The following is a 26276-nucleotide window of genomic DNA, read 5'->3' as shown; positions in this document are numbered from 1 at the left end:
TACATTTAGGCTTTATTGTCAATACGGAAATTCTATAAAAATTTATTTTTACTTTTTGAAATACTTTAATGATTTGGCAAAGTTACAGTAATTTTACTGTTATCAAGAAATAATTGTCGTAAGATTAGAGACATTTAAAAGTAAATATTTTATAGTAATGAATCACTTTTTTCAGAAAATAACGAATTCTCAACAGAGCATTTCAGAGCAAACTCAACTTGGCCAGATGTGTGGTTCCAAACGGCTATTTCGCGATCGCTATGAAATATTGCAAATTTTGGGTCGAGGTGGTTTTGGCGTCACGTTTTTAGCCAAAAATACCTTATTACCTGGGAATCCCCTGTGTGTCATTAAACAGCTTTGTCCGAAAGTGACTAATCCTCAAAGTTGGCAAAGGGCATGTATGCGCTTTGAAAAAGAAGCAAGAACTTTGGGTCAACTCGGTAGTCATTCGCAAATTCCCATGCTCTTAGACTACTTTCAGGCGAATGGGGAGTTTTTTTTAATTCAAGAATACGTGCCGGGTTTGACTTTGGCACGAGAAGTGCGGCAAACTGGGCCCAAAAGTGAAGCCTCAGTTAAACAGTTTTTACAGGAATTATTACCTGTATTACAGTATCTTCATAAACATCACGTGATTCATCGGGATATTAAGCCCCAGAATTTATTGCGGTGTGAGTATGACAGGCGGATAGTGCTGATTGATTTTGGTGCGGTGAAAGAGCGATTAGTTGACGTTTGTGAAAACTCAATCAATCAACCTGCAAATACCAACTTTATCGGGACTAAGGGATTTGCACCACCAGAACAGTTTTCTCTATGTCCAGTTTATGCCAGTGATATTTATGCACTGGGTGTAACTTGTATTTATATGTTGACTGCTAAAAGTCCTTTAGAATTTGAGTACGACGCTAATACTGCTGAAATCTGCTGGCAAAAAGAGGTAAATATCAGCCACAGTTTTGCCCAGATTTTAGGAAAAATGGTGAAAATTACGTTAAATGATCGCTTTAAGACTGCCGATGAAGTGATAAAAGCTTTAGGTAATCAAAGCTATTTGCCTACTTTGGCTAACTGTCTAAATACTCAAAAATTAAATAATAAAAGTATTACACAACACGAAAATTCTCACGAAACCCCTGATGTATACATCCCACCTGCCGCCAGAACTGCTAGTGCTATTCGGAAATGGAGAGCAAGGCTAAAATAAACAAGGTGGTATTAAGTTTAAGCCTGATTAATCTAAAGTATCAAATGAACAATTAATCATCGGCACTTGAAAATATCAAAAACAAATTTAGTAAGCATTTTGACGAGATTTTTTAGTCAGTAATCATTGATTGAAGAGGGTTTATCTTTAATACTTAGTCACTTGTCGCTTGCCAATATACAAGCAAAATTACTAGGGCTGGCACATCAAAAAAAATTTCTATTCAGATTATTATATAATCGATAGAATAATTAATCTTATGGCTCTCGTAGTTTTCCACAGACAAGGAAGACTAACTACTATTTACAAACGCTAACTATATTAAGTAATTCCCCAATCCCCAGAACAGGGTTTTCTACCACAAGTAAGCGAGAGTCAATTTTCATAAGGGAAAGTTCGGGGCAAACTTAGCCTAAGTTGTCATGCAGTCGCGCCTGTCAGATCATGATCTGCTGCTTAAATCCCGATTGCCCAAATCCCCTGAATCCTAATGGAAAGAAGTTTTGCCAAAGTTGTAGCACCCCATTGGTGTCACTTTTAAGAAATCGCTTCCGTGTCATCCGAGTCCTTTCAGATGAGGGGGGATTTGGCAGAACCTATCTATCAGAAGATGTAGATAAACTTAATGAACGCTGTGTTATCAAGCAATTAGCTCCAAAATTTCAAGGAACTTGGTCGCAAAAAAAGGCGATGGAGTTGTTTGCTGAAGAAGCACAGCGACTACAAGACCTTGGAGAACATCCCCAAATTCCGACTTTGCTAGCTTACTTTGAGCAAGACGGCTGCTTGTATTTAGTGCAGCAGTTTATCAATGGGGAGAATTTGTTAAAGGAGTTGCAACAGCGCAAGGCGTATAACGCTAGGGAAATTCAATCTATTTTGCTAGACTTACTACCCATTCTGAAATTTATCCATGATCGCAAAGTCATTCATCGGGATATCAAGCCAGAAAATATTATCCGCCATAAAAGTGATGGGCGATTAAGCCTGATTGATTTTGGCTCCTCAAAGCAATTCACCGCAAAAGTTCAGCAGAAATCTGGCACATCCATTGGTTCACATGGTTATTCTCCCCTAGAACAGATTAGAGATGGTAAAGCTTTTCCTGCCAGTGACTTGTTCGGTTTGGGGGCTACCTGCTTTCATCTGCTAACAGGAAATTCCCCCTTTCAGTTGTGGATGGAATCTGGGTACGCCTGGGTGAGTAATTGGCGGGAATATTTGCGGAGTCCATTAAATCCTGAGTTGGATTTTGTAATCGACAAGCTTTTGAAAAAAGACATCCAACAACGTTACCAGTCAGCCGATGAAGTCCTCAGAGACTTGACTCCAAAACAACTCCTCGCACTGCCACCAGCGGGGAAGTCGTCTGGGAAAATACCACCAACGAAAGCCCCATATTTACCAAAAAGTTATCCCTTACTGAGAATCTTAATTTTAATAAGTGCTTTGATTCTGTTGTTCGGGTTTCAAGAATCTTGGTATAAACATTTTCGCCGGATTCAGACCAGTTTGACCTTTAGGCTGAGTCAGCACAATAGCCCTGGCAAGGATGACGCGCTTTTAGGTCAACCACCAAAGATTACTTTGGGGGAAGTTTCCTTAGCTAATACCCTCCAAGGACATGAAAACTCGGTTTTATCTATCGCCATCAGCCCTGATGGCAAAACCATTGCCAGCAGTGGCGACGATCGCAAAATCAAACTTTGGAATCTCGCAACCGGAAAACAAATCTTTTCACTCAACGGGCATTCTCAGCAGGTAAATGTCGTAGTGATCAGCCCAGATGGCAAAACTCTGGTTAGTGCCAGTGATGACAACACGATCAAAATTTGGAATCTAGCAACGCGAAAACAAATTCGTACTCTTACAGGGCATTCTGACTTAGTTCATGCCCTAGCCATCAGTGCTGATAGCCAGACTTTGGTTACTGGCAGTGATGATAACACGATTAAAATATGGGATTTGGCAACAGGAGAGCAAATTCGGACACTGGCAGGGCATACATTCTGGGTGCGATCAGTGGCCCTCAGCCCCGATGGCGTGCTTCTTGCCAGTGGCAGTTTTGACAAGACTATCAAAATCTGGAATCTCACAAAGGGATACCCAATCCGCACCCTAGAAGGAAATTCTCAAACAGTAACAACCGTAGCCATCAGCCCAGATGGTAGAACTTTAGCCAGTGCTAGCCGCGATCGCACCATCAAACTTTGGGATCTAGTTAGGGGAAAAGAAATTCGCACGCTAGCCGGACATGCTAACACTGTCACATCCGTAGCCTTCAGTGCCGATGGTAAAATTCTTGCTAGTGGTAGCCGCGATCGCACCATCAAACTGTGGAATCCAGCCACAGGAGAGGAAATTCTCACATTGGCGGGGCACACCAACACTGTGACATCCGTCGCCTTCAGTCCTGATGGCAAAACCCTCGTCAGTGGTAGTGAGGACAATACTATTAAGATTTGGCGGTTGTCTCAGTAAAAACCTCTCCTCTGGTAGAGGAAACAGAGGTGATATCAAATCCAAAATCCAAAATCTAAAATCCAAAATTGGTTGATTAATCTTAAAGATCAGACCAAAACGGCATCCCTCAAAAGCAGAACTCATGGAGAGCGATCATTCGCTCCACTCAAGAACACTTTTGTCGTAGCATTAGCTCAATATTTCTTCAGGACTACAATCAACTTAAGACCCAAAGGTTTGCTTCATTTTTGAAAGAAGCTTCGAGATGGACTCCCCGTGAATAATAGAACCATGCATTGTTGCAAGGTACTTAATGGGTAGATTCTCTATTGCCTCAATTCCTCGAGTGAAGCTTTTCCCTTCAGACATAAACCCGACTTTTTGCTGAAAGTTAATGATAGATTCTGTAAGATCCTTTTCGGTAACAGGTTCCTCGAACTGACCAGGATGAGCCGCAAGATCGGAACAAAAAAGGATCTCCTCTTGCGGCTGATAAAATATACAACCCTCCCATCCATGAGGGAAATGAGGAGTTTCAAGCAGTATGATATCTCTTTTGCCCAAGGAAAGAGCAAAGTTATTCTTAAGAACCGTTGTTGGTCGCAGTGCAAAGTCATCCATGTTCGATTGATTCAGAGGACTCACAATTGTTTGCGCTTGCGGAGCTGCTTCAAGCCATTGATTAAGCGCTCCGCACTCATCAGCTTCAAGGTGACATAAACCAATGTAATGAAGTTTTGAAGGATCGCAGACAGACGAAACAAGCTCATAAGTTTGCTCGAACCAATTTGAGCGACCCGTATGAATCAGCATAGGGCGCTCATCAAGGATAAGGAATTGACTGAAAACGAACTTTTTATTATTTGAGATAGAAAGCTTATATATACTAGGAACTATCTCATCTATCCGCGTGAAGTTAGCATTGATATACGTAAACATTATATTTTTTTGTTTATTTTTTGACTTTTTTCTCAGTATAAATGTTTCCAAAGGAGAATTACTGAACTAAAAGAAGAATTGATTTGGGATGAATTTTCATGATCTGCGTCTAAATATTAAACTACTGTTTAACGATAGGTTTACAGTTTTTCGTCCCGAAAAAGGTTGATAATAGCTATATTGCAAATGTTTTGGATTAGCACAGTAGATTATGACATTGAAAAACACCTTTGGTGAATATAGTTTTGTCAGTAAAGTAGACGTTACTAATCTGGAAGCTAGTGTCGAGTGGTACAAGGACAAACTCGGTTTAGTCCCTGAATCAAAATATGACACGCCTAGCTGGAGACAGTTTAGTATCCCTGATATTGGGCGCTTTGCAATTGGACTGAACTTAAGTAAGTCAGTTGAAACAGGTAGTGCTGTTAATACCTTTGTTGTAGACAATATAGTTGCCGCTCGTCAAAGCCTTATTGAAAAAGGAGTTGAAGTTGGGCCCATTACAGATGTCGGTCACGGAGTTCAATTGTCTGTGTTCAAGGATATTGACGGAAACTTGTTGGGGCTTCGGCAAAATCCGTAGTCTTAACTATTAACTGCTGAAATCGGGGAGTTAGGCAGCAACTGAACTCATGTTACTACCTAATCCCCAAGCTGTGCATCTAGCCTACATTCCGCAGGTTAGTTAAGATTGTTAGCTTTTTAGATGCTGTTACATAACCCTCTAAGATCCCCCAACCCACGGCAATAAAGCGGTAGTTTTAAGTAACCTAAATTCTCAGAAGATAGTCAATCTGTATTTACCGCGTTCCTGGGGATTCTTGGAAGTAACAACTATATAGTAAGTATCATCTTCAGGCAACCTAGCTCGGTCAATTAAGGCACTGTACGCACCATCTTTGTCTTTGTCTTTAACTATAGCGATCGTCTTTCCTTGAGAATTTAACAAAGCTATGTAAGGCGAAAACTCTTCATCAACACTATCTACACGAATACTTACAAGCTGATTTTTTCTCCCTTGAAAATTAGAAACATTGTAAGCGCCTCCATTTTGTTTAAGAGTTGAGCTTTTGGCAGTTAGTTGACCTGATTCATCTAAAGTATAGCTAGCTCTGTCATTCCTTAAAGCCAGACTATAGCGACCTATCTCTCCGGGATCTTGGCTTGTAACTGCAATCTTGTAAGTACCGTTCTTCGGCAGTCGCGCAAAAATAAATGCATCATCGCCATCACTGCTTTTTTCCAAAGTGCCTTTTTTGACGATGATATTATTATCAGGATCGTGCAGAAATAACAAGGGTTTTAAACTCAAGTTATTTGTTTTGCGTGTATCATTACTACCAATCAGCCTAATTTGGACTAATTGATTTTCTCTGCCGTCAAACTGATAGAAATGAAAATATCTACCTTGAGATTGAAAGTCACGCTTACTCAGAATACCCAATGCAACATCTACAAAGTTAATTTTCTTGAAAGTAGGTGTCACCGACGTATAAACCCGTGAATCGTCGAGATTTTGGTTGCTACGTCTACCTGAGTTATAATTCGAGTTGCGAACTCTGCCTGAATTTGAAGACACAGAGTTTGAGTTATAATTTCTCCGTCTAGATGGTCTAGAAGTCGAATCATCATTGGAACTATTGCTTGCTTGGGTAGAGTTTCTCCGTCTGGATGGTCTAGAAGTCGAATCATCACTGGAACTATTGCTTGCTTGGCTATAATTTCTCCGTCTGGATGGTTTAGAAGTCGAATCATCATTGGAACTATTGCTTGCTTGGTTAGAGTTACCTGTGTCAGAAGATACATTAGACTGGATTGGTGACTCAATAGATGTCTTGCGTCTTGGAGATACTGACGCTTGAGAAGCAGGAATTTGCTCAATTGCTTTTTCTACTGCTTCTGGTTGTCTCTCATCTGGTGATTTGGCAATTATGAAGTCTTGAGAACTTTGAGGTTTTGCCAAAGCACTTATAGGTAGCACATTACTTGTGAGCAAAAAACTACTACTCAAGCAAGAAATTAAAATGCGACTTAATTTGCGACGATAGTTATTGTTTTTTCCTAGCATAATTACGCTCCTAATTTGGCTGATGATTTTGTATTTAAGAGATAGATGAATTTGAAGTCTAAAAATTTATATTCCAATTTAGATTGCTAGTACACTGTGGTGGAAGTTTACCTACCTTTAATAACTTGCTCAAGCAATTGTCTGGTTTGAGATGGTAGGTGGATTTTTACCAAGCTTTACTCAAGTGAATCTCAATTTTGTAAGTATATACTTAGCTACAAGTTGAAATTGCCGCTTTTCGGATTTGTGCCCAGATATATTTCCGAAATTAAGTGAATTGCTGCCGGACTAAGTAGGTAAGTACGATAAAACCGACATATACCGACATATGTTTAGTTTTGTAAAAACGGTGAAATAACGTATTTGTGAGGTATGTACTGAATTTATATTTCGTTACATATTTGGAAATTTTCCCGCCCACTTACTTAGTTGACGCCGATCAATTCGTCAAAAAGCATCGCTTAAGCACAACTTCCTCGAAGTTTTTTAAATTGTTCAATACCTGATGAGGTAAGGAAATTGGGGATTTGTATGGTATCTCAGTGATATTGACTAACAAGAGAGATTATACTGCATGACTTAAAATGAATATATACTCCCACATGGAAATGGATTCCCAGTATGCTCTGTTGTGTGAATCCCGATTGCCAAAAACCCCTAAATCCTGATAAAAACAAGTATTGCCACAGTTGTAGAGCGGAATTGATACCCCTGTTGGGAGGTCGCTATCATCCCACTCAGGTGTTGTCAGATGAGGGCGGATTTGGTAGAACCTATCTGGCAGAAGATGTACACAAACTGAATGAATGCTGTGTTGTTAAGCAATTTGCACCAAAACTTCAGGGAACTAAGGCACTAACAAAGGCCATTGAGCTATTTAAACAAGAAGCAAGCCGACTGCAAGAACTCGGAGAACATCCGCAAATTCCAACTTTATTGGCTTATTTTGAGCAAAATACCTATCTATTTTTAGTACAGCAGTTTGTCGATGGGCAAAACTTGCTTAAGGAATCGGAGAGGCGGGGAAGCTATAGCGAAACAGAGATTCGTGAACTTTTGCTAGATTTACTGCCCGTGCTGAAGTTTATCCATGTACGGGGAGTGATTCATCGGGATATCAAACCACAAAATATTATTCGCCGTCAAAGTGACGGGCGATTAGTGCTAATTGATTTTGGAGCCTCCAAGCAGCTAACGGCAACAGTGCAGACTAAAATGGGCACTGTTATTGGCTCACACGGTTACACTGCACTTGAACAGATGCAATATGGAAAAGCTTATCCAGCAAGTGATTTATTCAGCTTGGGGGCGACTTGTTTTCATTTACTGACTGGGGTTCGCCCATCTCAACTGTGGATACAGCAGGGCTATAGTTGGGTTACATCTTGGCGACAATATTTGATTAGTTCAGGTAGGGATGGGGCTTCTGTGTCTATCGAGTTGGGTGAAGTTTTGGATAAGCTGTTGCAATTAGACATCGAAAAGCGTTACGAATCGGCTGATGAAGTCATCACTGACTTGACACCTCGGCTACCACTATTGCCATCAGTACCTCCAACTATACTTACACCAACATTTCCAGCTACCCCAATAAACAAAAGGCCAGTTTCACCAAAACCAAATAACAAGCTAAAAAGTCAACTGCTTTTAGGTACTAGCATTTTGGTGATGGGATTGGGGGGAGTTTGGTATTTACAGTCTCGGCCTCATAAAAGCGAGTTTCCTCAGCCTATTTCTCAACCTGTTAAGCCCAAAAAAAGCGTCTCGAAAAATCTTTTTGTGCCCAAATCCCTCAAGGGGCATTCCAGCGATGTCAATTCTGTAGCTTTCAGTCCTGATGGCAAAACTCTTGTCAGTGGTAGTGATGATAAGACAATTAAGCTATGGAATCTGGCAAGTGGACAGGAAATCCAGACTTTAGAAGGACATTCCAATTGGATTTGGACTGTAGCCTTCAGTCCTGATGCCAAAACCCTTGCCAGTGGTAGTGCGGACAAGACAATCAAACTGTGGAATCTGGAGACAGGAAAGTTAATCCGCACCTTACAGGGACATAGCGACGGAGTTAGTTCCGTAGCTTTCAGTCCTGATGGCAAAACTCTTGCCAGTGGCGGCGCTAGTAAGGACATGAAAATCAAACTGTGGAATCTGGAGACAGGAAAGTTAATCTGCACCTTACAGGGACATAGCGATGGAGTTAATTCCGTAGCTTTCAGTCCTGATGGCAAAACCCTTGCTAGTGGTAGCTGGGATAAGACAATTAAATTGTGGAATCTGGAGACAGGAAAGTTAATCCGCACCCTAAAGGGACATAGTGAGCGGATTCTTTCGGTCGCTTTTGCTCCCGATAGTGTCACCCTTGCCAGTGGCAGTAAAGACAAAACAATTAAATTGTGGAATCTGAAAACAGGAAAGTTAATCCACACCCTAAAGGGACATAATGATAATGTTAATTCCGTCGCCTTTTTGCCCAGTGCAACTCCAAATCGTGTCACCCTTGTCAGTGGTAGTAGTGACAAGACAATTAAACTGTGGAATCCGGTAACCGGAAAGCAAATCCGCACTTTAGAAACGGGTTCTGGATATATTTATGCCATTGCCATCAGCCCAGATGGACAAACTATTGCCGCTGGTGGGAGTGGTGAGAACATTCTCAAGGTTTGGCAGATGATTCACTGAAAAGTGCAGAAATTTTTGTAGAGAGATAATGCAATTCATATTTTAGTATAAATGTCAATTGTGAATTGTGGGTATGCACATTTATGGCATTAAAGTCTCACGCAAAGATGCAAAGGAAAACCGATAAAATTATCCCGCATTTATGAAATACTTTAATATTAAGCGCACCCCTGACGAGAATCACTGTATTTTATAAACCAAAGGCGATCGCTTCGGAAATATTGCTTTCAATTATCGGTATCCGTCATACCTGAAGAGGTAATTTTCAGTTTTAAAAATAAAAATTTTAGCTTCTGGAATCGAGCTAGCTTTCATGCAATCAGCGACTTCAGTATTGCATAATTTACCATGCACGGTAATTTATTGTATGCCAAAATGCTTATTCACTCAATTACAAATGCAACTTTAAGCGGATTTATATTTGCAGCTAAAGATTGATGCTGGCGCTGTCAGAATTGCATAAGCTTTAACTATTACTGACAGCAATTAAATTGAGGAATGTGATCATGAAACGCTTTAATCTCTCCAAAATTTTGGGAAGTAGTGTTCTAGCTCTAAGTTTAGCTACCTTGCCCACAGTTCTACCTGCTTCTGCTCAGACAACAACTACTCCTGATGCTACTGTTACAAATACTACTACAGACCGCACTGCTACCGACGGAAATTATCGGCATCGTGATTGGGGTTTACTGGGCTTGCTTGGTTTATTTGGTTTGTTTGGTCGTAAGAGCCGCAGAGACAATGAGACTGTAGGTTATGGTGACTCTAATGTGGCAGGCTCCTCTAGCTCCCATTCTAATTATTAATAACGAGTTGCGTTCTAATTTGGCGTAAGTTCTCAAGATAATTACGAACAAAGCCTGTCAATGCGGGCTTTGTTTGTGCCTTTACATGACTTCAACCCTTGGGGAGTGAGGGTGTGCCAAGTTTCCCGGTTGAATTGTTAATTGGGCAGGACTTATACAAGAACTCTCTGAAACTCTTATTCCTACCCTGCGGGAAGCCGCTTTGCGTCTATGCGGTTCGTTTTCTCATGATTTTGCGTAAGTACTGTTGGGATTTCTCAAAAATAAAATTGATGAACAAAACTGCCCTCCTAGTATAGCTTTCAGAGCTTCAACGGTGGTTATTTTTGGTAAATCTAGGGGCTGGCGATCGCTTTTAAGTTTACGTACATCGGCAATGGCTGTAATATGATAATATTCTTTACGTACTCAGTATTTTAGCTGAGAAGATATTTTAAAAGTTTTCTGGTCGGTAGCAAAACATTTTAGATCCCCCTAAATCCACGCCACGTGCAACAAGAGTGGTTTCTCCCATGAGCCACTGGCATGGGTTAGGGGGGATCAATAAGTGCTTGAAATTACAGCAAACTACTTTTAAAACATCCTCTGAGAAAAATATCATAATCTCTGCTTAAACCTGCGAATGTGGGTTTAATTTAGCGTTTTTGTTGTCAAACAAGTATTCACAACGACAAAGTTATGATTAATATATTTTTCCTACTCATACTATTTTCTTCGCTTTTAGGGCGGATTAAATTTCCTGGAATAAATATTGGTATTCATTATTTATTACTTCCGGCATTTAGCTTTGGTATAATTAGTTTGTCTTTAAAATCTATACCAGAAGTTGTTAAAAAGCATAAAGGAATTTTGATATCTATAAGTTTAATGTATTTGTGGATGTGGCTTTCCTCATTAATGAGCCAATTTCCAACTATTGCGATTATCTATAGTATAAAATATTCAGTTTACTTTATCCTATTTTTTGCTTTTTTGGTGTTAGCTTTTAAGAATACAAAAACACCATATTTAACATTTTACTATCGTTGCATATTATATTTAATACAGATAATTGCAGTTTTGGGTTTTTTAGAAGTTTTACTTCCCAGCTACTGGATTTTCAAATTATTAAAATTTCCCAGCTTTTATCCCGAGATTGGTTCAATTATGCAAAACCCTAATCAATTTGGGGTAATAGTAGCCATTGGATTATGTTTAAGCCTGATTTTAGAAAAGCAGAATAAGATTTCTAAAATTGAATTATATCTAAGCGAATTAATTTTTATAATTTCCTTAGCTTTATCTGCAAGCGGAAATGGTTGGTTAACTTTCATAATTGGCATGTTTCTTTTGTTAATATATAAAATTATTAGTTTTAGGAAAATGATTTATTTAACTAGCTTTTTATTTTTATGCATTGTAACCGTACCAGTTTCTACACAGAGAATTGGTTTGGCAGATAGTAAAATATTTCCATTAATTAATGTATTTAAGGTATTTTCAGAAAATTCAAATTTAGTAAATCCAAATAAAAAAACGCTTCTTACTATAATAACAACAGGCTTGGCAAGGTTTGAAATTTGGCAGGCAGCTATTAATGAAACTATTAAAAGGCCACTTACTGGTATAGGCATAGGAGTTTTTGCAGAACAGATAGGAGTAAAAGTTTGGGGACATAAAGGTTTTCATGTACATAATATATTTTTAAATGTGTTAACAGAACAAGGAATTCCTGGATTATTACTATTTACTAATTTTTTAGTAAAAATAATATTTAAAGTTAAATATGCTAATTCTCTAGTTACTGTTTCGATTATTATGTTTTTAGCGTCTCAAATGTTAGATTTTTTTACTGAAGACTATACTTTTACAACTATTGAATTTTATTTTATAGCAGCAGCTATCAATTCTCGAAAAGATTTTGTTATGCAATTAAAGCCTGAAATTATTTAAAGTTTTCAAAAAAACTATGATTGATAAACATCATTTTTACTTAATATTTCCGAATATATTTGATTTTAAAGGAGGTATTCAAGTTTACTCATTATTTTTGCTGAAAGCTATACAAGATGTATATATTGAAGCTAATTATGATGTATTTTTGAAGTATGACAAGCGTAATTTAAGACAGCAGCAAAACTTGCAATTTTTAAGTTTAACAAAGTTCCATTATTTTGGAAATTTACCAAGATTATTGCAAACTATTTTATTTGCTGCCAAAATAATTATTTTGGCTATTATCGAACGTCCCACTATAGTCATATCAACTCATGTTAACTATGCGATTGCTTGTTATTTTCTAAAACTTCTCACTGGGATTCCTTACTGGGTAGTTGCTCATGGCTTAGAAGTTTGGGATATTGAAAATAATGCTATAAAATTAGCATTACAAAAAGCAGATAAAATTATTAGTGTTAGTAATTACACTCGCCAGCGCTTGCTTCAATATAAAAATATTGACTCAGATAAAATAGTCATTTTACCTAATACGTTTGATTCCAGTGAATTTAAAATAAATCCTAAGCCTGCCTACTTGCTCAAGCGATATAACTTAACAAATGAACAGCCTATAATTCTAACAGTAACGCGGATGGGAAGCATGGCAAAATACAAGGGTTATGACCAAATCCTTCATGCCTTAGTTAAAGTCCGCTTGCATGTCCCTAATGTTCATTTTATTCTTGCAGGTAAAGGAGATGATATACCTCGAATTAAAACTTTAGTTACCAGCTTAAATCTAGAAGATTGTGTGACTATTGCAGGATTTGTACCAGATGAAGAATTGTGTGCTTATTACAATTTCTGCGATGTTTTTGCTTTGCCTAGTAAAGGAGAAGGATTTGGTATTGTTTATCTAGAAGCGTTAGCTTGTGGTAAACCTGTGCTGGCGGGTAATCAAGATGGTTCTGTAGATCCCCTGGCTGAGGGGAAGTTGGGATGTTTAGTTGATCCTGACAACGTAGAAGAAATTGCAGATAATCTAATTCAAATCCTGCAAGGTGATTGCTCTAACCCAGTGGTTTACCAACCAGAATACTTGCAACAAAGAACTATTGAAGCTTTTGATTTTAGCCAGTTTCGTGCAAGTTTAGCAAAGTTATTGGGTGGTGATTAAGTTAGAATTTAAGGAAATGAGGAAATTCTCAATAGAGATATTTGCAGATTTATCTATCGATGCTCTAGTACAGCACAGCGTAAGGAAACCACCCATTCTAAATCAATGAAACGCTTAACTGTTAAGAGAGAGAATATTCATTCCAAGCGGTCGATGAAAGGTAGTTGCTAAAATGTAGCAATAAAAACTGTGAGTAAATAGCTAACATCTCAGCTATTTACTCAAAAAGAGATGAATTAAAATTTATTATCCAGTTTTTTTATATACATTTAATTGGTGAAAAATGGAAGATTCAGTGTTTGTTATATTTCTGGGTTTTGGGTGTATTTGGATTTTGATGGGAGTTGTAGGTTGGATTGCGTTTTTAAAATCTGAGGGTGAGGAAATTAAGTTTGGGAAGTGGGGACTAATAGTGGCTATTCCAATCTTAATACCAATAATTGTTGCTCTGATTATTGGTATATTTTATTATTAGTAAAATCAATAATTATATTGTAATCCCTCTTTTTTTAATTATTAATTGCACCCCTAACCCAAATCACTGTACTTTCTACACCAGAGGCGATCGCGGGCAATGGCTGCTGCGATTTGTAATAAAATACCCGCTGTTTCGGGATTAGCTACTGGTACTAATAATCTACCACTGCCGATGCTGGGCGATCGCTAAACCTCTTTTAGGCTGCTACCAGGTGCGAAAGCGCTGATTCATCGCAATTTTTGATTTTAGACTTCGCCGTGAGCCTCAGCTGAACGATTTTAGATTTTGGACTACAAGTCTCTACTAAAAAGCTGTTACTGAAATCTCAGAGAATGTTTTAAAAGTCATTGGAAGATATAATTCGCTACTACACAAGCACTGTCCTCAATTAGACATCTGGGAAAATTAATTATGCATTCACTCAAACCCTTGTAGAGACGCGAAATTTCGCGTCTCTACATTCTTTTCTGGAGATGTCTATTAGGAATTACGAATTATTTAATTGCTTCTCCCCGTGGTAGATAGCCCTTCTACTATCAAAGATGGAGTGTAACAAGAACCATTCCAATCAGCATCGTTGCCCAGTGTAACCAATTGCTTGAGGGCTGTGTAGACATTACCTGCAACCATCGTATCCTTAACGCGCCCAATTACCTGACCATTTTGCACGCGGTAGCCTAAATCAACATTGATCGAAAAATCTCCAGAAATACTGCCGCCACCACCCAACATTTGATCCACAATCAAGCCATCATCTAGTTGTTGAATCAAATTTGGTAGCGATGCCGAACCTGGCTGGATCAGAAAATTAAATAAACCAGGGGTGGGATAGCTACCTAAACCAGGGCGAAAACCATTTCCAGTGGTGTCAGTACCCAGTTGGCCTCCGGTGGTGCGATCGCCATAGAAATGCTGTAAAGTCCCGTTTTGGATAAATACTAAAGATTTAGTAGGAGTACCTTCATCATCGAAAGGACAACTGTAAGGGCCGGCTTCCGGGTCTTGGTAGAGAGTGAGGCTGGGTGCAACTACTAGATTACCCAAGCGTTCTGCCCAAGGCGAAGCTACTTCTAAAACTTGCTTGCCATTCAAAGCTGCTTGCACAGTACCCCAAAGCATATCGGCGGCTTTAGAAGTGAACAAAATCGGGACGCGACCAGTAGGAGGTGAGACATTTTCTCTGGCCCAAATTAACCGCTGTAAAATTTGATTAGCTAATTTCTCTGAGTGGAGTTCACCCCGCTGAGTTTGTCCATCGGAAACATTCAAAAAATCATCACCACGCACCCATTCTGCTGACATGTAGCAGCTGAGGGTAGTGTCGGTATAGTGACAATCTAAACCTTTGGTATTGATTAGTCTAGTAGTTTCAACATCACATTCCCAGTCACCATTGCAAACAACGTCTGGATAGGCATCGCGGATGAGTGCGATCGCTTCTTTGCCCCAGTCTACCAAAACCTCTATCGGCACACTTTCCCCCAAGTGTGGGTAGGAGGGCTGAAAGTTAGAGCCTAATTCTACTGTTTCTGGTTGATTTAGTTGACTCAGTGCCAGAGCTTTTTCCACCATTACTTCGGCTAGGACAGAACCGTAAGCCACCATAAGTCCCGGACGCCCGTTTCGCCAAAGCCGTAGTGCTGTACCTTCAGATTGGTTGGTTTCTAGCTGTTTGAGTCGGTTTGCCTCAAAAAACACTGGACGAGAAAGCGATCGCGACTGATAAACCTCAGCAGCTTCTGCTCCAGATTTTATCGCTAGTTCCAGCAGCTGTTCGGCTAGTGTATCTTGTGACAAATTTTCAGAACCCATGAGCCTTAGTGAATTGTGGATTTTGAACCGCATATCAACGCTGTCTGTTGAAAATCTGATCGCCAAAAGCCGACGATTAGACTTTCCGCTGATGGACGCAGATAACTATCCAAAAATCATCAGCGTGTTTCGGCAGTTGCGATTTGGAACCGCAGATCAACGCTGATGGACGCAGTTTATTATCCCAAATCATCGCCATCTCTCGACGGATCTTAGCGATCGCTATTTTCAGTTCTTAATCATTAGTCATTCTCTGCCCATGCCCCATACTTCTCTTCTTAGGCTGCGCCCTAAGCATAGCTATGCCGCAGGCTTTACGGCAACGCTCAGTACAAGTACCCCATGCCCTGTTTGGCCAATACTTCTCTTCTTAGGCTGCGCCCTAAGCGTAGCTATGCCGTAGGCTTTACGACTACGCTCAGTACAAGTGCCCAATGCCTATTTTCAGAGATTAACCTCTTGCAACAGCCAAAAACCAGCAAAAGATTCTGCTTTGGGATCAGACTGGATACCGATAAAATGCACTCCGTTAGCTTTTTGCTTGGCTTCTTCAAAACCTTTGGCTTCTGCTAAGATTTGAGGTTTTTTGATATTTGCCACAATCCAGCTTTCAGTTACACCAGTTTCTAAAAGCAATCTCGCCTCTTCGCTGGTGTCAAATCTTAAGAAAGCCAACTCCAAACCAGACATCCAGCCTGCTAGGGGCAACGCTCTCGGTGAGAAAATCAAAATACCAGGAATACGGGCTTCGGGTGAAACTTGCGCCAATTCTAGGGGGAAAGCTTCACCAAAGCCAATTTCCCACTCTGGCATTTCTGCCAAATCCGCAGCATCTAAGGTAACAAATACCCATTGCTGTCCTTCCAAAGCATCTGGTAAACGTTGCGGCAAAGGTTTTTCCAAGCGGACTGAGGGATTAGTCCCCCCTTGATACCCTGGTTCTTGAGGATACACTTCCTCCATCCGCTGTTCTAACCATTGGTTGAGAACCAAAGTGCGGCGGCTAGGCTGGGCGGGTATGCTCAAGTCTTGGCAAGCTTTAGTAATCATGTTGTTCATTTGGCGGCGGAAAAAGCGGATTTTAATTGGTGCTTTTCCAGCTTGGTTAATAGCTTCCTGCAATGCTGTCCGCAACCAGCCCGAATTTACCTGGGTACTGGGACAATATTGAGCATAGCGAAACAAAGAATCTGCTTTTGTGCTGATATCCAAGGGACTTTCGCAGACTAAGACTTCCCAAATTTTTTTCTGATTGGCGTCCAAAATCGGACGGGAGTAAAAATCGATTTCCCAAATACTGCCCATGTTTTGCGGTAAAAATCTGGCTGTTATGTTTTCCTAATATTTTGATCATACGAGTGTTAGGGCAGCATGGGGAATAAGCGAGGGGGGAGTCGGGGCAATACGGTTCGGTTAGCTTGTTTACCCTGCGAAGATCCCCCCAACACCCCGATAGGGGGGCTATTTTCTTCCTTTACCCCCTTAAAAAGGGGGTCGCCGCAGGCGGGGGGATCTTAACCGAACTGTTTTGGGAGTGGGGGAGTGTGGATTGGCAAGGTTGAGCCTTTAATGGGACTTAAACAAAAATAACAATGAAAATTGGCTATAATGCTTGATTAGCATAGCTTTCACATCAAAGTAACTCCCAAATGAAAAGCCTCTCGAACGCGAACAGCGTCTCCAAAGGAGAAGAGAAGGCTTTACGCTGGGCTATGCGCGGCATCAGTCTCCCCTTCTCCCAAAGGGAGAAGGGGAGACGCTGCGCGAACAAGTCGGGGAACCCGCCCAACGCACTGGCTTCTCTGCGCCTCTGCGGTTAATTTATTTTACAAATGATTTAGGAATGCTATATGAGCGATCGCTGATCATTCAAGTGAAGAAGAAATAACTGAATTGCTTCATCTCACCGTAACCGTACACCCTATTTTGTATCCCAGTGGAGGGATTTATCTGCTTTTTGTAGGGGAGACTCCGGTATTTGCCCTACTGAAACGCCCTATTTCCAGTCTGACGGACAGATAGCAATGTAAGGAGCATAACCTCCTAAACTACCTTTAAATTTAGCATACCCAATAGAGATCAAGGCCCCTGTTTCTGGCACCTGATCTAGATTTGCAACACCCTCTGCTTGGGTATATCCATTTTTCAACAGCCAAGCTTCTCCTTCATACGTTGGGGTACTGTCTGTATCTAGGAGTTCGTGTCCGTGGAAAAGAATTTGGCGCTGAAGGTGCAGAAACTGCAAAGCTTCTAGCTTCACTCCAGGAAACTTAGTTCTTGTAGCTAGTTCGGGGTTTGGCCATGCTTTAGACCAATCAGAGCGAACAAACACAACAGATCCCGGTGGAATCCTGCCATGTTTGCGTTCCCAATCCTGAATATCTTTGATACTCAGGTGATAATTGGGGTCTAGGGCAACTTGATCTTGAATTGGAATTACTACTAGAGGGCGAACAGCAAAAGTAGCTGGCAATTCATCAATAGCTGGATAGTCATGGCTGTACAGCGTTGGCAGACACAAAACCAGTACTAAACAGAACTATTAAACAAACAATTCCCCAGAAAGTTTTTTGAAATATTTGACGCCAAAATCTATCTAGTTTCTGCTTCAAATGTGAATGGTTTATCATTTTTTCTTTTCTTATTACTTTTGAAGACTCTAATTTTTTTACCACAAACTGCTACATTGTTTATGCTGTAGATATTTCGGGGTATTTTGTCGTATTTGCAACGCTGCTATCTCATAAAACTAATGTTCTAATAGTCATTCCTGTTTTATTGATTCCAGTTCTTTTCTTGCTCGGATATGGGCAGTGTCAGGTTCAAAATGCCGTCTTTATAATCTGCCGTAATATTGGTATTTTTAATCCGAACAGATAGAGGAATTACACGTTGGAATTTATCATAAAAAAATTCGCTCTTGCTAGTGCCATTGTTTTGAGTTTTAGTTTCAGACTTGCGCTCAACAAAAACTGTGAACAGCGTCTTCAGTCACTTGAATATCTAAGTCTTTAGCTTCCAGTTTTGGCAGTTATAACTTCAGATGAATCGCATCATTAGACGAATGCAACTCAGCAGCCGGAACTGTGATAAAGCCTTTTTCAAACCGTGCAGATTTGTGGTAACATCACCATGAATCAAACCGTACAATAGAATGTAGTATATGATTATTCCACGCCTATCTTCTTTTCACTATCTGCGTACATTTCTGATCACACTCTCTTTTTTAACTGCTCAAGATTTAGCAGTCGCGGAGCAACTACCGTTGTTTGATGGTGATTTTGAACAAGGCTTAGGTAGCCCACAGCTTGAATCTTGTTGTTCTTATTCATTCTCTACAATACCTATGATTACTAGGCATGGGCGTTACGGAGCACGATTTGAGCTGAGAAGAAGCGATCCTGATGTAACAACAAGTAAGAGAGTGGAAGCAAGAACAGCTTTTCCTTTGGTTCAAGAAATGTGGTTTAATCTTAATTATCTGTTTCCAGAAAACTACACATCTGAGCAGTCTCCTGAAATTATCGCCCAGTGGCATGATATTCCCGATCCAGGGGAGCCTTGGCAAAGGCCATCGCTTTCTTTATGGGTTTCAAATAACAAACTTAACCTGACAAATCGATGGCAGTTTAAAAAAATTGGTGATGATAAATATGATGGTGAATCAAATTATGATTTAGGAAATATCAACCTTAATCGTTGGACAAATATTGTTGTTCATATTCGATGGGCACTTGATGAGAACGGATTAATTGAGCTATGGCAGGATGGTGTTCAGAAGATTAAAAAAGTAGGTCCTAATCGCTATAATGACGATCGCTATCCTTATTTAAAATTTGGAATTTATAAATATGATTGGAAAATAAGGCCTCAATTGTCAACATTGAATACTCGAGTACTTTATGTTGATGATGTTAGAATTGGTTCTAAAGACTCAAATTACGCTAAGATTAGCACCTTAGGTACTCCCTACATAAATGATACATTCACTTCAACAATAAATCCATTTGAGGTCATAACAGGAGGGACGTGGCTTCGACGTTTAGAACGTTACGATCTTGTATCGCCTGTACAATCAAACGGATTAGTGACTGCTAACCTCGCTCTTAATAAAGGAACTATTCCTACTAATTTCAATTTAAAGATAGATGCTCAAGTTAACTCCACTAATAGTGTAGGAGATTATTCGATAGTGTTTAATTATAAAGATTTACGTAATTTTTCTTATATAAATTTTAGTTTAGTTAATCGTAGAGGCTTTAATGGAATATTTACTGTGAAAAACGGAGTTTTGACAACGCTTGCAACATTTACTTCAGCAATACAGGCTGGCAAATGGGATCATATTGAGCTCAAACAAGCGGGGCCTATGATTGAGGTGTGGAGGAATAATGAGTTAGTAGGACAAGTAGGAGGTAATGTGCCGATATTGGGACGTGTAGGGTTTAGTAGTTCTGCAAATAGTGTGTCATTTGATAATTTCTTTGTGTATGAGCTTCCGCAATGAAATTCGCTTATTGGGGGAAGCCTTTAGAACAGCTATGTCTGATCGATTTTTTGATTGGTTGACCCATCATGACGTATTTGCCGCGAATATTGCCAGTTTGGGCTTTATTTGGGCTTAATTTTTATCTAAGTCCCGGTAAGTCCTGTGCCAATACGCTTGGGTTAAGCTTTTATTCTCTGCCCTGCTTCCCCTGCAATGTCAGCCTCAACAGATAACTTTATTCTGCCCCATTTCTCCATCCCTATTCTTGTTTAGCAAACAGGGGTGTCATGGGCTTGACTCCTTTAGCTGTATCGCCCGCAAGATTCAGGTATTCGTAGATCCCAAAAGCATCCTCGGTGGTTCGCAACAGTGAGTAGTGATTATAGGGTGTTTTATCTACTACACTCCGTGAACCTTGGTTGGTAATTACAATGGTCGCAATGTGACCACCACCAAAGTTAGCATTACTTTTGGGGTCAAAACCGCAACAACCTTGAGTGCCTTTTTTGTCGTGTGGATTGTTATCTTCATCCCAAGTAATGACGATCGCATTATTCCCTGACGCAGCCCAAAGCTTTGAGGTGGTGATTTGTTTGACAACTTCATCAATCATTGTGTCACCAGTTTTAATTAGTTGTTGCAGATTGGGACATTCTTGTAAACCGTGCATTTCATGGCATTGGTTAAGTAGAATGTGGCTGTAATTGGGAACATTGCCACTTTTCAGGTCAGTAGCAAGCTGGTCAAAACCCACAATCTTGCTTGACAAATTAGGATCGTCTTGTACTTTTTTGAAGTTGATAAAACCGTTATGCTTTGAAGCATACAGCGCACGGTTCCAGCTAGGAGCAACAACTGCTTTAGAACCTGGGTTGGGGATGTCTTCAAAATATCCCTTACTCGTTAGACCTTTCTGTTCTAGTTGGTCGATTAAGCTTTTAGAGGCGATAGTGTGACTAACGTAGTCAGATTTTGGAAAATTATGACAAAACATGTCGAAACTACCAACCTGACAATAAAAAGCGTCATCTTCATGGATACCAAAAGTACTACCACCTAAAATAGCGACATAGTTAGCCTCGCTGGGATGAACCTCAGCGTAGAAGTTGCTAGCAAAGCCGTAAGTTTTTGCTAGTTGATTGATTATTGGTGCATTGGAGTTGCCAATAATCTGATCGTAGGACTTGTTTTCCTCAATAATCACAAAAATGTGTTCGTATTTAGGGATTGCTTTATCTTCTTTTGTGGGGACGGAGGCTACTACTGCTGTATTTTCATTTGTGATGGGTTGTGGGGTGGGTTCCGTCTTTGTGAATACTTGAGACTTTGACGAGCAAGCGATCGCGCTCAGGCTCAAACTAAGTAAACAAAGCCCAAAAATAGTCTTTTGAGGCGTTTGGCGTGCTGACATAACCACTATGAATTATTAGTATTATCAGCTGTTGAGTATATGCTGTGTTTTCTGTGATATCAATTGTGTTGAGATTCTAGAAAAATGGCGTCAATCAATTTTGGATTTTGGATTTTGGATTTTGGACTTATTCCGCCCACTCTTTTACGGGGCATGGGAATGCGAGGATTTTGGATTTTGGATTTATTCCGCCCACCACCCCTTCTCTTAAGTCAAAAGTCAAAAAAATAATTACTTTTGACCTTTGACTTTGAGCGTAGCGAAAGGATGTGAACCAAATAATTCTTTCTTCTTTAATCTAAAATCTAAAATCTAAAATCTAAAATTGGCAGTCAAAATATCTCCCTTATTTTCCACGGTTGATCCAAACGCCTCTGAGTCCAGCTGCTTTAGCTCCCTGATAGTCTTCTATAATGCTATCGCCAATATGCCATGCTGCCTCTGGGGAACATTTATGTTTGTCTAAGGCAATAGCAAAAATTTGAGGATCAGGTTTAGCTGCACGTACCTGGGTAGAAATGGTGACGGAGGTAAAAAACTCTCTCAACCCTAAACTTTGCAATACTGAGTAAATCCGCGAATCAAAATTCGACAGCACCCCCAAGCTAACTCCCAAGCGCCGCCAGTTGGCTAAAGCTGGTAAGACATCAGGATAGATAAACCACGGTTCGCCAGTGCCAAAGTGGATGTAAAGTTCGCTAAAAAAAGCCGAAAAGTCAGAAAATTGCTTGAGAACACCTGCACCTTCAAAAGTGTTTAGGGCAATTATCCGCCACCAATCAAACTCGCGCTGGGCAATATCTTGCAGTTCTGCATCTGGAAATATCGGCGGCGGCGCTGCTTTAAAGCTTTGGATGAACGTTGTATTTAAAGTTTCGGCTGAAACTGTAACGCCAAATTCCTGTGCTATCTGACTATAAACTTCACCCACACCGCCTTTAACATCGAAAAGTGTGCCCACAGCATCTAAAAAAATAACTTTCGGTTGTTCCATCAAAGTTTGAAGATTTTAAATCTAGAATTTTAGATTTTGGCTTGTTACTTTAGTACTCGACTAACTCAAAATTGAATAGGGAATGGGGCATCAATGCCCTGTTTGGCCAATACTCCGACGCCGCTCAGTACAAGTGCCCAATGCCCTGTTTGCCCAATGCCCAACGCCCAACTTGAAGTTACCGAGAAAGTGTTTCTATGATCGGACGGACTAGCCAATTAAAACCAACTTTGAGTTGATGGTCTAAAGTTGGCAATCTATATAAATAGGCAATACGCCGGGCGACGTATGCCAAGCGCCCATCTAGTTTAATTCCTAAACCAGTGAGAGTGGCGTTGTCTATTCCTAGTGTCATCATTTCTCCTAACTGTTGGTAGCGGAAGGGAAGTAGGGGGCGATTAGTCAGAGTTGCCCAGATATTCCAAGCAGTATAATCAGCTTGTTGGAAAGCCGCTTGTGCAGTGGCGGGGACTTGCTGTCCTTCAACATCATGACAGTCTGCTAAATCTCCCAAGGCAAAGATTTCTGGATGATCAAAGACTTGCAGATTGGATGTAGTGCTGATTTGACCACGCTGATTTTGCTTGAGGGGAAGAGATTTCAGTACAGGTGCAATCCTAGTTCCCACAGTCCAAATTACCAAATCCACGGGAATCGTGTCTAACTGGTTTTTGTACTCTAGAGAAATGGTATTTTGCTCTATTGATTCGACTTTGGTTTCTAAGTCAAGAAACACGCCACGCGCTTCTATTGCTTTCTTTGCTGCTTCCCGGTTAAACTCTGGGGAAGTTCGCAAAATTTGGTCAGCGATTTCAACGATCCGAAAGCGTCCTCTTTCCCCTAGTCTGTCGGCTAACTTACAGGCTAACTCTACACCACTGTAACCAGCCCCAACGATCGCCACCCGAATTTTATCAGCATCCGATTCTTCTAAAAATCGCAGGCGTTCTTCCAAACGATAGGCATCAGAGATTGTGCGGAATGTGTAGGCATAGGCTGATGCACCAGGTACTAAATCTAGCGGTGTCTCACCTCCTAGCGCCAGCACTAATCGGTCGTAAGGGATTTCCGGCCCTTCATGTACATTTACCCGTTGCTGGTCGATGTCAATTCCAGACACAACCCCTTGATAAAAACGCACCCCTGTGCCTTGTAAAAGTTCTTCAAACGGCGGGGCAATTTCCCAGGTTTGCAGTTCACCAGTGAGTAATTCGTAAAGTAAAGGAGAAAATAGGAAGCGATCGCTTTGATCTACCAGAACAATTTCGGGTTTTTGCGTAGGTTCCCAAGGTAACTGGCTTAAGCGCAGGGCTGTGTAGAGACCACCAAAGCCTCCGCCAAGGATACAAATTCTAGAAGTTTGTTGAGTCATCTATTCTATCTATGGGACGGTCATGCTAGTTGGGCAACTAACTTCAGTCTAGTAAGTTAAAGCGGACTTTTCCAAACCCCCCAAAGTTTTTCAGGGATTAGTCAATTAGTCATTAGTCATTAGTCATTAGTCACTTGTACTGAGCGTTCGCGTAGCGTCTCGTAGAGAAGCCGTTGGCGCAGCCTCTCGTAGAGAAGTATTAGTCATTAGTCACAGTTATATAACTGGAGATTCGCTATAGTTAACGGTTAACAGGCAACGGCTAAAAGGATTTAAAGAGATGGAAATTAAGCCAACTGACCCATCGCTACCACTCATAGAAATTCCCCCTAGCTATCTCAATATTATGGGTTACGTTGATCAATCAGAAGTTAATGGCCCTGGTTGTCGTGCAGTCGTCTGGGTACAAGGTTGTCTTCGTGAGTGTCCTGGCTGCTTTAATACTGACTCTTGGTCATTTAAAGCTAACCAATTAATTGCTGTTGATACCCTTGCCGAGAACATTCTCAGCAATCCCCGCAATATGGGTGTAACGTTCTCTGGTGGAGAACCCTTTTGGCAAGCAACTGCACTGGCGTCTTTAGCTCAGAAGGTAAAAACTGCTGGGTTAAATGTAATGTCTTTTACTGGGTTCACTCTTAAACAGCTACAGTCCCAATCCGCACCGCCAGGTTCCCAAGCATTGTTAGAACAACTCGATATCCTGATTGACGGGCCTTTTGTACAATCTCTGGCAATTAATTCTCCCAACTCTCCAGTCTCTTCTAGCAATCAACGGGTTCGTGTATTAAACCCAGCTTTCCAAGACCAGATTACTTGGGCTAGCGACCAAATAGAAGTCCACATCCTCAAGGACGGTAGCCGCATTGTCACCGGTTATCAAGGTGGGCTGGAGTTAACGTAGAAGATGAGGGAGCAGGGGAAGTAGGGAGAGCTAAAACTTAAAGGTTGAGTCTTTGAAGCTCAACTCTCAGGCTCAAAGGCTCAACTCTCAGGCTCAAAGGCTCAACTCTCAGCCTCAAAGGCTCAACTCTCAGCCTCAAAGGCTCAACTCTCAGCCTCAAAGGCTCAACTCTCAGCCTCAAAGGCTCAACTTTTACTTCCCCACACTCACCACTTCCTGATTAAAGAGAAGCTCTCTTTAAATGCAGCTTTGTTTGGGACGAATTATAGTAAATGAAAATACTAGACCGGAATTTGACTAGACCATTTCAAACAATTTTTACTGAACACCGCGTATTTTGGGCTGTTTTACTCTTTGGTACAGCACTGGTGGTAACGCTAGCGCTGTCGCTTTCTCAAGGAGCAGTACCCTTAAGTATGTCGGAATTTTGGCAAGCCATACTCCGCAAAGGCGATCCGGTTAAACAGACAATTCTCTGGGATTTGCGTCTCCCGCGGATTACAGCTGCTCTCCTTGTCGGCGCAGCCTTGGGAATGTCAGGAGCCTTGCTGCAAGGAATGTTACGTAATAGTCTTGCTGATCCATTTATTCTGGGCATTTCAGCGGGTGCAGGATTAATTGTGATTGTGATGATCGTGTGGCAAATATTCCCGATCGCAATTCCTTTAGCAGCGTGGATAGGAGCAATTTTGACTTCAGCGATCGTTATTTTACTTGGTCGTGCGGGGTCGGGAATTTCAGTTGAGCGGTTGATTTTAGGCGGAGTGGCGGTGAGTTCTTTATTTGGTGCTGTACAAAGTACATTGCTACTTTTAGCTGAAGACGGTCAAATTCAAATCGCGCTGAGTTGGCTAGTTGGTAGTCTCAACGGACGCGGTTGGCAAGAAATTGCGACGACTGGCCCTTACATCATCGTTGCATTGCTAGGGGGATGCTTGCTGGCGCGATCGGTAAATGTGCTGGCTTTGGGAGATGATTTAGCTGTGGGTTTGGGGATTTCGTTGATGCGATCGCGCCTTTTGATTGGTGGTATCGCCACTCTCTTAGCCGCAGGTGCAGTCAGCATTAGTGGCTTGATTGGATTTGTTGGTCTTGTTGTCCCGCACGCTGTCCGCCTGATTGTTGGTACAGATCATCGCTTTGTTTTACCACTTTCCGCCCTTGCAGGTGCATGGTTACTGACTTTTGCAGATTTACTCTCTAGGCTAGGAGCAGTAGAACTACCAGTAGGTTCCGTCACCGCCTTGCTGGGTTCACCGTTGTTTATTTGGTTACTTTATCGTCGTTCTGCTGGGTTTAATAAATTTTGAGCTAATACGCTTTCTAAGTAAGTGGCTTAAAACCATCCCACCACCAGTGCAGCGACTGGGAATTTGACAATAAATGGGACACAAATTTTGCTTAACAGTGAAATTTCCAAAAAGTGTTTGATGAATTGAACAATGATAATTTATCTTTCTACATGATTGTCTTTACTTTCTCTCTTCTTTTCTACTTCCTGAAAATGAGCTATTGACCATTGACACAGTAGCCGAAGTGGTTCAACTAACGTTTCTC

General features: G+C 40.8%; 20 protein-coding genes and 1 pseudogene. 12 read left to right on the top strand and 9 right to left on the bottom strand.

Features of this window, described 5'->3' with window-relative positions:
* The first annotated feature begins 157 nt into the window (after positions 1–157).
* Together V7K85_RS14030 and V7K85_RS14025 are read left to right on the top strand one after the other, a co-directional pair.
* Positions 158–1210: a serine/threonine-protein kinase gene (locus V7K85_RS14030; RefSeq protein WP_334814260.1), complete on the top strand. Its 1053-nt coding sequence runs from the start codon at positions 158–160 to the stop codon at positions 1208–1210.
* A gap of 444 nt (positions 1211–1654) precedes the next feature.
* On the top strand, positions 1655–3691 hold the full coding sequence (locus V7K85_RS14025) for a serine/threonine-protein kinase (protein ID WP_334814259.1): 2037 nt from the start codon (positions 1655–1657) through the stop codon (positions 3689–3691).
* 204 nt (positions 3692–3895) lie between these two features.
* Here the strand turns inward: V7K85_RS14025 and V7K85_RS14020 are convergent, their stop codons facing one another.
* Positions 3896–4612, bottom strand: a complete 717-nt coding sequence (locus tag V7K85_RS14020; RefSeq protein ID WP_334814258.1) for a hypothetical protein — start codon at positions 4610–4612, stop codon at positions 3896–3898.
* A 211-nt stretch (positions 4613–4823) separates the two neighbouring features.
* Between V7K85_RS14020 and V7K85_RS14015 the strand changes: the two genes are divergently transcribed.
* On the top strand, positions 4824–5195 hold the full coding sequence (locus V7K85_RS14015) for a VOC family protein (RefSeq protein WP_334814257.1): 372 nt from the start codon (positions 4824–4826) through the stop codon (positions 5193–5195).
* A gap of 195 nt (positions 5196–5390) precedes the next feature.
* Here V7K85_RS14015 and V7K85_RS14010 read toward each other — a convergent pair whose 3' ends face one another.
* A complete protein-coding gene (locus V7K85_RS14010; RefSeq protein WP_334814256.1) occupies positions 5391–6680 on the bottom strand; it encodes a peptidase in 1290 nt (429 codons plus the stop codon).
* Positions 6681–7301: 621 nt separating this feature from the next.
* On the opposite strand from V7K85_RS14010, the gene V7K85_RS14005 reads away from it, so the two are divergent.
* The 5 genes from V7K85_RS14005 to V7K85_RS13985 all read left to right on the top strand — a co-directional run bounded on the left by V7K85_RS14005 (position 7302) and on the right by V7K85_RS13985 (position 13734).
* Positions 7302–9359, top strand: a complete 2058-nt coding sequence (locus V7K85_RS14005) for a serine/threonine-protein kinase (protein ID WP_334814255.1) — start codon at positions 7302–7304, stop codon at positions 9357–9359.
* Between the two features lie 506 nt (positions 9360–9865).
* Complete coding sequence (locus V7K85_RS14000; protein WP_334814254.1) at positions 9866–10165, top strand: WGxxGxxG family protein; 300 nt, start codon at positions 9866–9868, stop codon at positions 10163–10165.
* Positions 10166–10843: 678 nt separating this feature from the next.
* Positions 10844–12097, top strand: a complete 1254-nt coding sequence (locus tag V7K85_RS13995; RefSeq protein ID WP_334814253.1) for an O-antigen ligase family protein — start codon at positions 10844–10846, stop codon at positions 12095–12097.
* Between the two features lie 16 nt (positions 12098–12113).
* Positions 12114–13259: a glycosyltransferase family 4 protein gene (locus tag V7K85_RS13990; protein ID WP_334814252.1), complete on the top strand. Its 1146-nt coding sequence runs from the start codon at positions 12114–12116 to the stop codon at positions 13257–13259.
* 283 nt (positions 13260–13542) lie between these two features.
* Positions 13543–13734 (top strand): hypothetical protein, encoded by a 192-nt coding sequence (locus tag V7K85_RS13985; protein WP_334814251.1) that lies wholly within the window; start codon positions 13543–13545, stop codon positions 13732–13734.
* Between the two features lie 501 nt (positions 13735–14235).
* On the opposite strand, the gene V7K85_RS13980 is transcribed toward V7K85_RS13985, so the two are convergent.
* Complete coding sequence (locus V7K85_RS13980; protein ID WP_334814250.1) at positions 14236–15549, bottom strand: TldD/PmbA family protein; 1314 nt, start codon at positions 15547–15549, stop codon at positions 14236–14238.
* Between V7K85_RS13980 and V7K85_RS13975 the strand changes: the two genes are divergently transcribed.
* Positions 15548–15715, top strand: coding sequence for a hypothetical protein (locus tag V7K85_RS13975; RefSeq protein ID WP_334814249.1), 168 nt, complete (start codon positions 15548–15550; stop codon positions 15713–15715). The genes V7K85_RS13980 and V7K85_RS13975 overlap by 2 nt on opposite strands.
* Before the next feature lie 278 nt (positions 15716–15993).
* Here V7K85_RS13975 and V7K85_RS13970 read toward each other — a convergent pair whose 3' ends face one another.
* The 3 genes and pseudogenes from V7K85_RS13970 to V7K85_RS13960 form a co-directional block, all read right to left on the bottom strand.
* Positions 15994–16854, bottom strand: a complete 861-nt coding sequence (locus tag V7K85_RS13970; protein WP_334814248.1) for a Tab2/Atab2 family RNA-binding protein — start codon at positions 16852–16854, stop codon at positions 15994–15996.
* Between the two features lie 691 nt (positions 16855–17545).
* Entirely contained in the window at positions 17546–18070 is a 525-nt protein-coding gene (locus V7K85_RS13965) for a cyclase family protein (RefSeq protein ID WP_334814247.1), read from the bottom strand.
* A 254-nt stretch (positions 18071–18324) separates the two neighbouring features.
* Positions 18325–18640, bottom strand: a pseudogene (locus V7K85_RS13960) (Hsp20/alpha crystallin family protein); the annotation flags it as partial.
* A gap of 72 nt (positions 18641–18712) precedes the next feature.
* Between V7K85_RS13960 and V7K85_RS13955 the strand changes: the two are divergent.
* On the top strand, positions 18713–20056 hold the full coding sequence (locus tag V7K85_RS13955) for a polysaccharide lyase (protein ID WP_334814246.1): 1344 nt from the start codon (positions 18713–18715) through the stop codon (positions 20054–20056).
* A 241-nt stretch (positions 20057–20297) separates the two neighbouring features.
* On the opposite strand, the gene V7K85_RS13950 is transcribed toward V7K85_RS13955, so the two are convergent.
* The 3 genes from V7K85_RS13950 to V7K85_RS13940 all read right to left on the bottom strand — a co-directional run bounded on the left by V7K85_RS13950 (position 20298) and on the right by V7K85_RS13940 (position 23815).
* Positions 20298–21449, bottom strand: coding sequence for an alkaline phosphatase family protein (locus V7K85_RS13950; RefSeq protein WP_334814245.1), 1152 nt, complete (start codon positions 21447–21449; stop codon positions 20298–20300).
* A gap of 346 nt (positions 21450–21795) precedes the next feature.
* The gene (locus V7K85_RS13945; protein WP_334814244.1) at positions 21796–22443 is read right to left on the bottom strand and encodes an HAD-IA family hydrolase; all 648 of its coding nucleotides are present in this window, start codon (positions 22441–22443) and stop codon (positions 21796–21798) included.
* Between the two features lie 178 nt (positions 22444–22621).
* Positions 22622–23815 carry an NAD(P)/FAD-dependent oxidoreductase gene (locus tag V7K85_RS13940; protein ID WP_334814243.1) on the bottom strand — a complete coding sequence of 398 codons (1194 nt, stop codon included), beginning with the start codon at positions 23813–23815 and terminating at the stop codon, positions 22622–22624.
* Positions 23816–24095: 280 nt separating this feature from the next.
* On the opposite strand from V7K85_RS13940, the gene V7K85_RS13935 reads away from it, so the two are divergent.
* On the top strand, positions 24096–24719 hold the full coding sequence (locus V7K85_RS13935; RefSeq protein ID WP_334814242.1) for a 4Fe-4S single cluster domain-containing protein: 624 nt from the start codon (positions 24096–24098) through the stop codon (positions 24717–24719).
* A 272-nt stretch (positions 24720–24991) separates the two neighbouring features.
* Positions 24992–26029, top strand: a complete 1038-nt coding sequence (locus tag V7K85_RS13930; RefSeq protein WP_334814241.1) for a FecCD family ABC transporter permease — start codon at positions 24992–24994, stop codon at positions 26027–26029.
* The last annotated feature ends 247 nt before the right edge of the window (positions 26030–26276 follow it).

This window comes from Nostoc sp. (assembly GCF_036917615.1).
GTDB lineage: Bacteria > Cyanobacteriota > Cyanobacteriia > Cyanobacteriales > Nostocaceae > Nostoc.
This window is presented reverse-complemented; position numbering and strand designations above follow the sequence as displayed.

Bases quoted from the DNA above. Each gene is read 5' to 3' on its own strand.
- V7K85_RS14030 (WP_334814260.1), top strand. From the start codon at position 158: ATGAATCACTTTTTTCAGAAAATAACGAATTCTCAACAGAGCATTTCA.
- V7K85_RS14025 (WP_334814259.1), top strand. From the start codon at position 1,655: ATGATCTGCTGCTTAAATCCCGATTGCCCAAATCCCCTGAATCCTAAT.
- V7K85_RS14020 (WP_334814258.1), bottom strand. From the start codon at position 4,612: ATGTTTACGTATATCAATGCTAACTTCACGCGGATAGATGAGATAGTT.
- V7K85_RS14015 (WP_334814257.1), top strand. From the start codon at position 4,824: ATGACATTGAAAAACACCTTTGGTGAATATAGTTTTGTCAGTAAAGTA.
- V7K85_RS14010 (WP_334814256.1), bottom strand. From the start codon at position 6,680: ATGCTAGGAAAAAACAATAACTATCGTCGCAAATTAAGTCGCATTTTA.
- V7K85_RS14005 (WP_334814255.1), top strand. From the start codon at position 7,302: ATGCTCTGTTGTGTGAATCCCGATTGCCAAAAACCCCTAAATCCTGAT.
- V7K85_RS14000 (WP_334814254.1), top strand. From the start codon at position 9,866: ATGAAACGCTTTAATCTCTCCAAAATTTTGGGAAGTAGTGTTCTAGCT.
- V7K85_RS13995 (WP_334814253.1), top strand. From the start codon at position 10,844: ATGATTAATATATTTTTCCTACTCATACTATTTTCTTCGCTTTTAGGG.
- V7K85_RS13990 (WP_334814252.1), top strand. From the start codon at position 12,114: ATGATTGATAAACATCATTTTTACTTAATATTTCCGAATATATTTGAT.
- V7K85_RS13985 (WP_334814251.1), top strand. From the start codon at position 13,543: ATGGAAGATTCAGTGTTTGTTATATTTCTGGGTTTTGGGTGTATTTGG.
- V7K85_RS13975 (WP_334814249.1), top strand. From the start codon at position 15,548: ATGAGCCTTAGTGAATTGTGGATTTTGAACCGCATATCAACGCTGTCT.
- V7K85_RS13980 (WP_334814250.1), bottom strand. From the start codon at position 15,549: ATGGGTTCTGAAAATTTGTCACAAGATACACTAGCCGAACAGCTGCTG.
- V7K85_RS13970 (WP_334814248.1), bottom strand. From the start codon at position 16,854: ATGGGCAGTATTTGGGAAATCGATTTTTACTCCCGTCCGATTTTGGAC.
- V7K85_RS13955 (WP_334814246.1), top strand. From the start codon at position 18,713: ATGATTATTCCACGCCTATCTTCTTTTCACTATCTGCGTACATTTCTG.
- V7K85_RS13950 (WP_334814245.1), bottom strand. From the start codon at position 21,449: ATGTCAGCACGCCAAACGCCTCAAAAGACTATTTTTGGGCTTTGTTTA.
- V7K85_RS13945 (WP_334814244.1), bottom strand. From the start codon at position 22,443: ATGGAACAACCGAAAGTTATTTTTTTAGATGCTGTGGGCACACTTTTC.
- V7K85_RS13940 (WP_334814243.1), bottom strand. From the start codon at position 23,815: ATGACTCAACAAACTTCTAGAATTTGTATCCTTGGCGGAGGCTTTGGT.
- V7K85_RS13935 (WP_334814242.1), top strand. From the start codon at position 24,096: ATGGAAATTAAGCCAACTGACCCATCGCTACCACTCATAGAAATTCCC.
- V7K85_RS13930 (WP_334814241.1), top strand. From the start codon at position 24,992: ATGAAAATACTAGACCGGAATTTGACTAGACCATTTCAAACAATTTTT.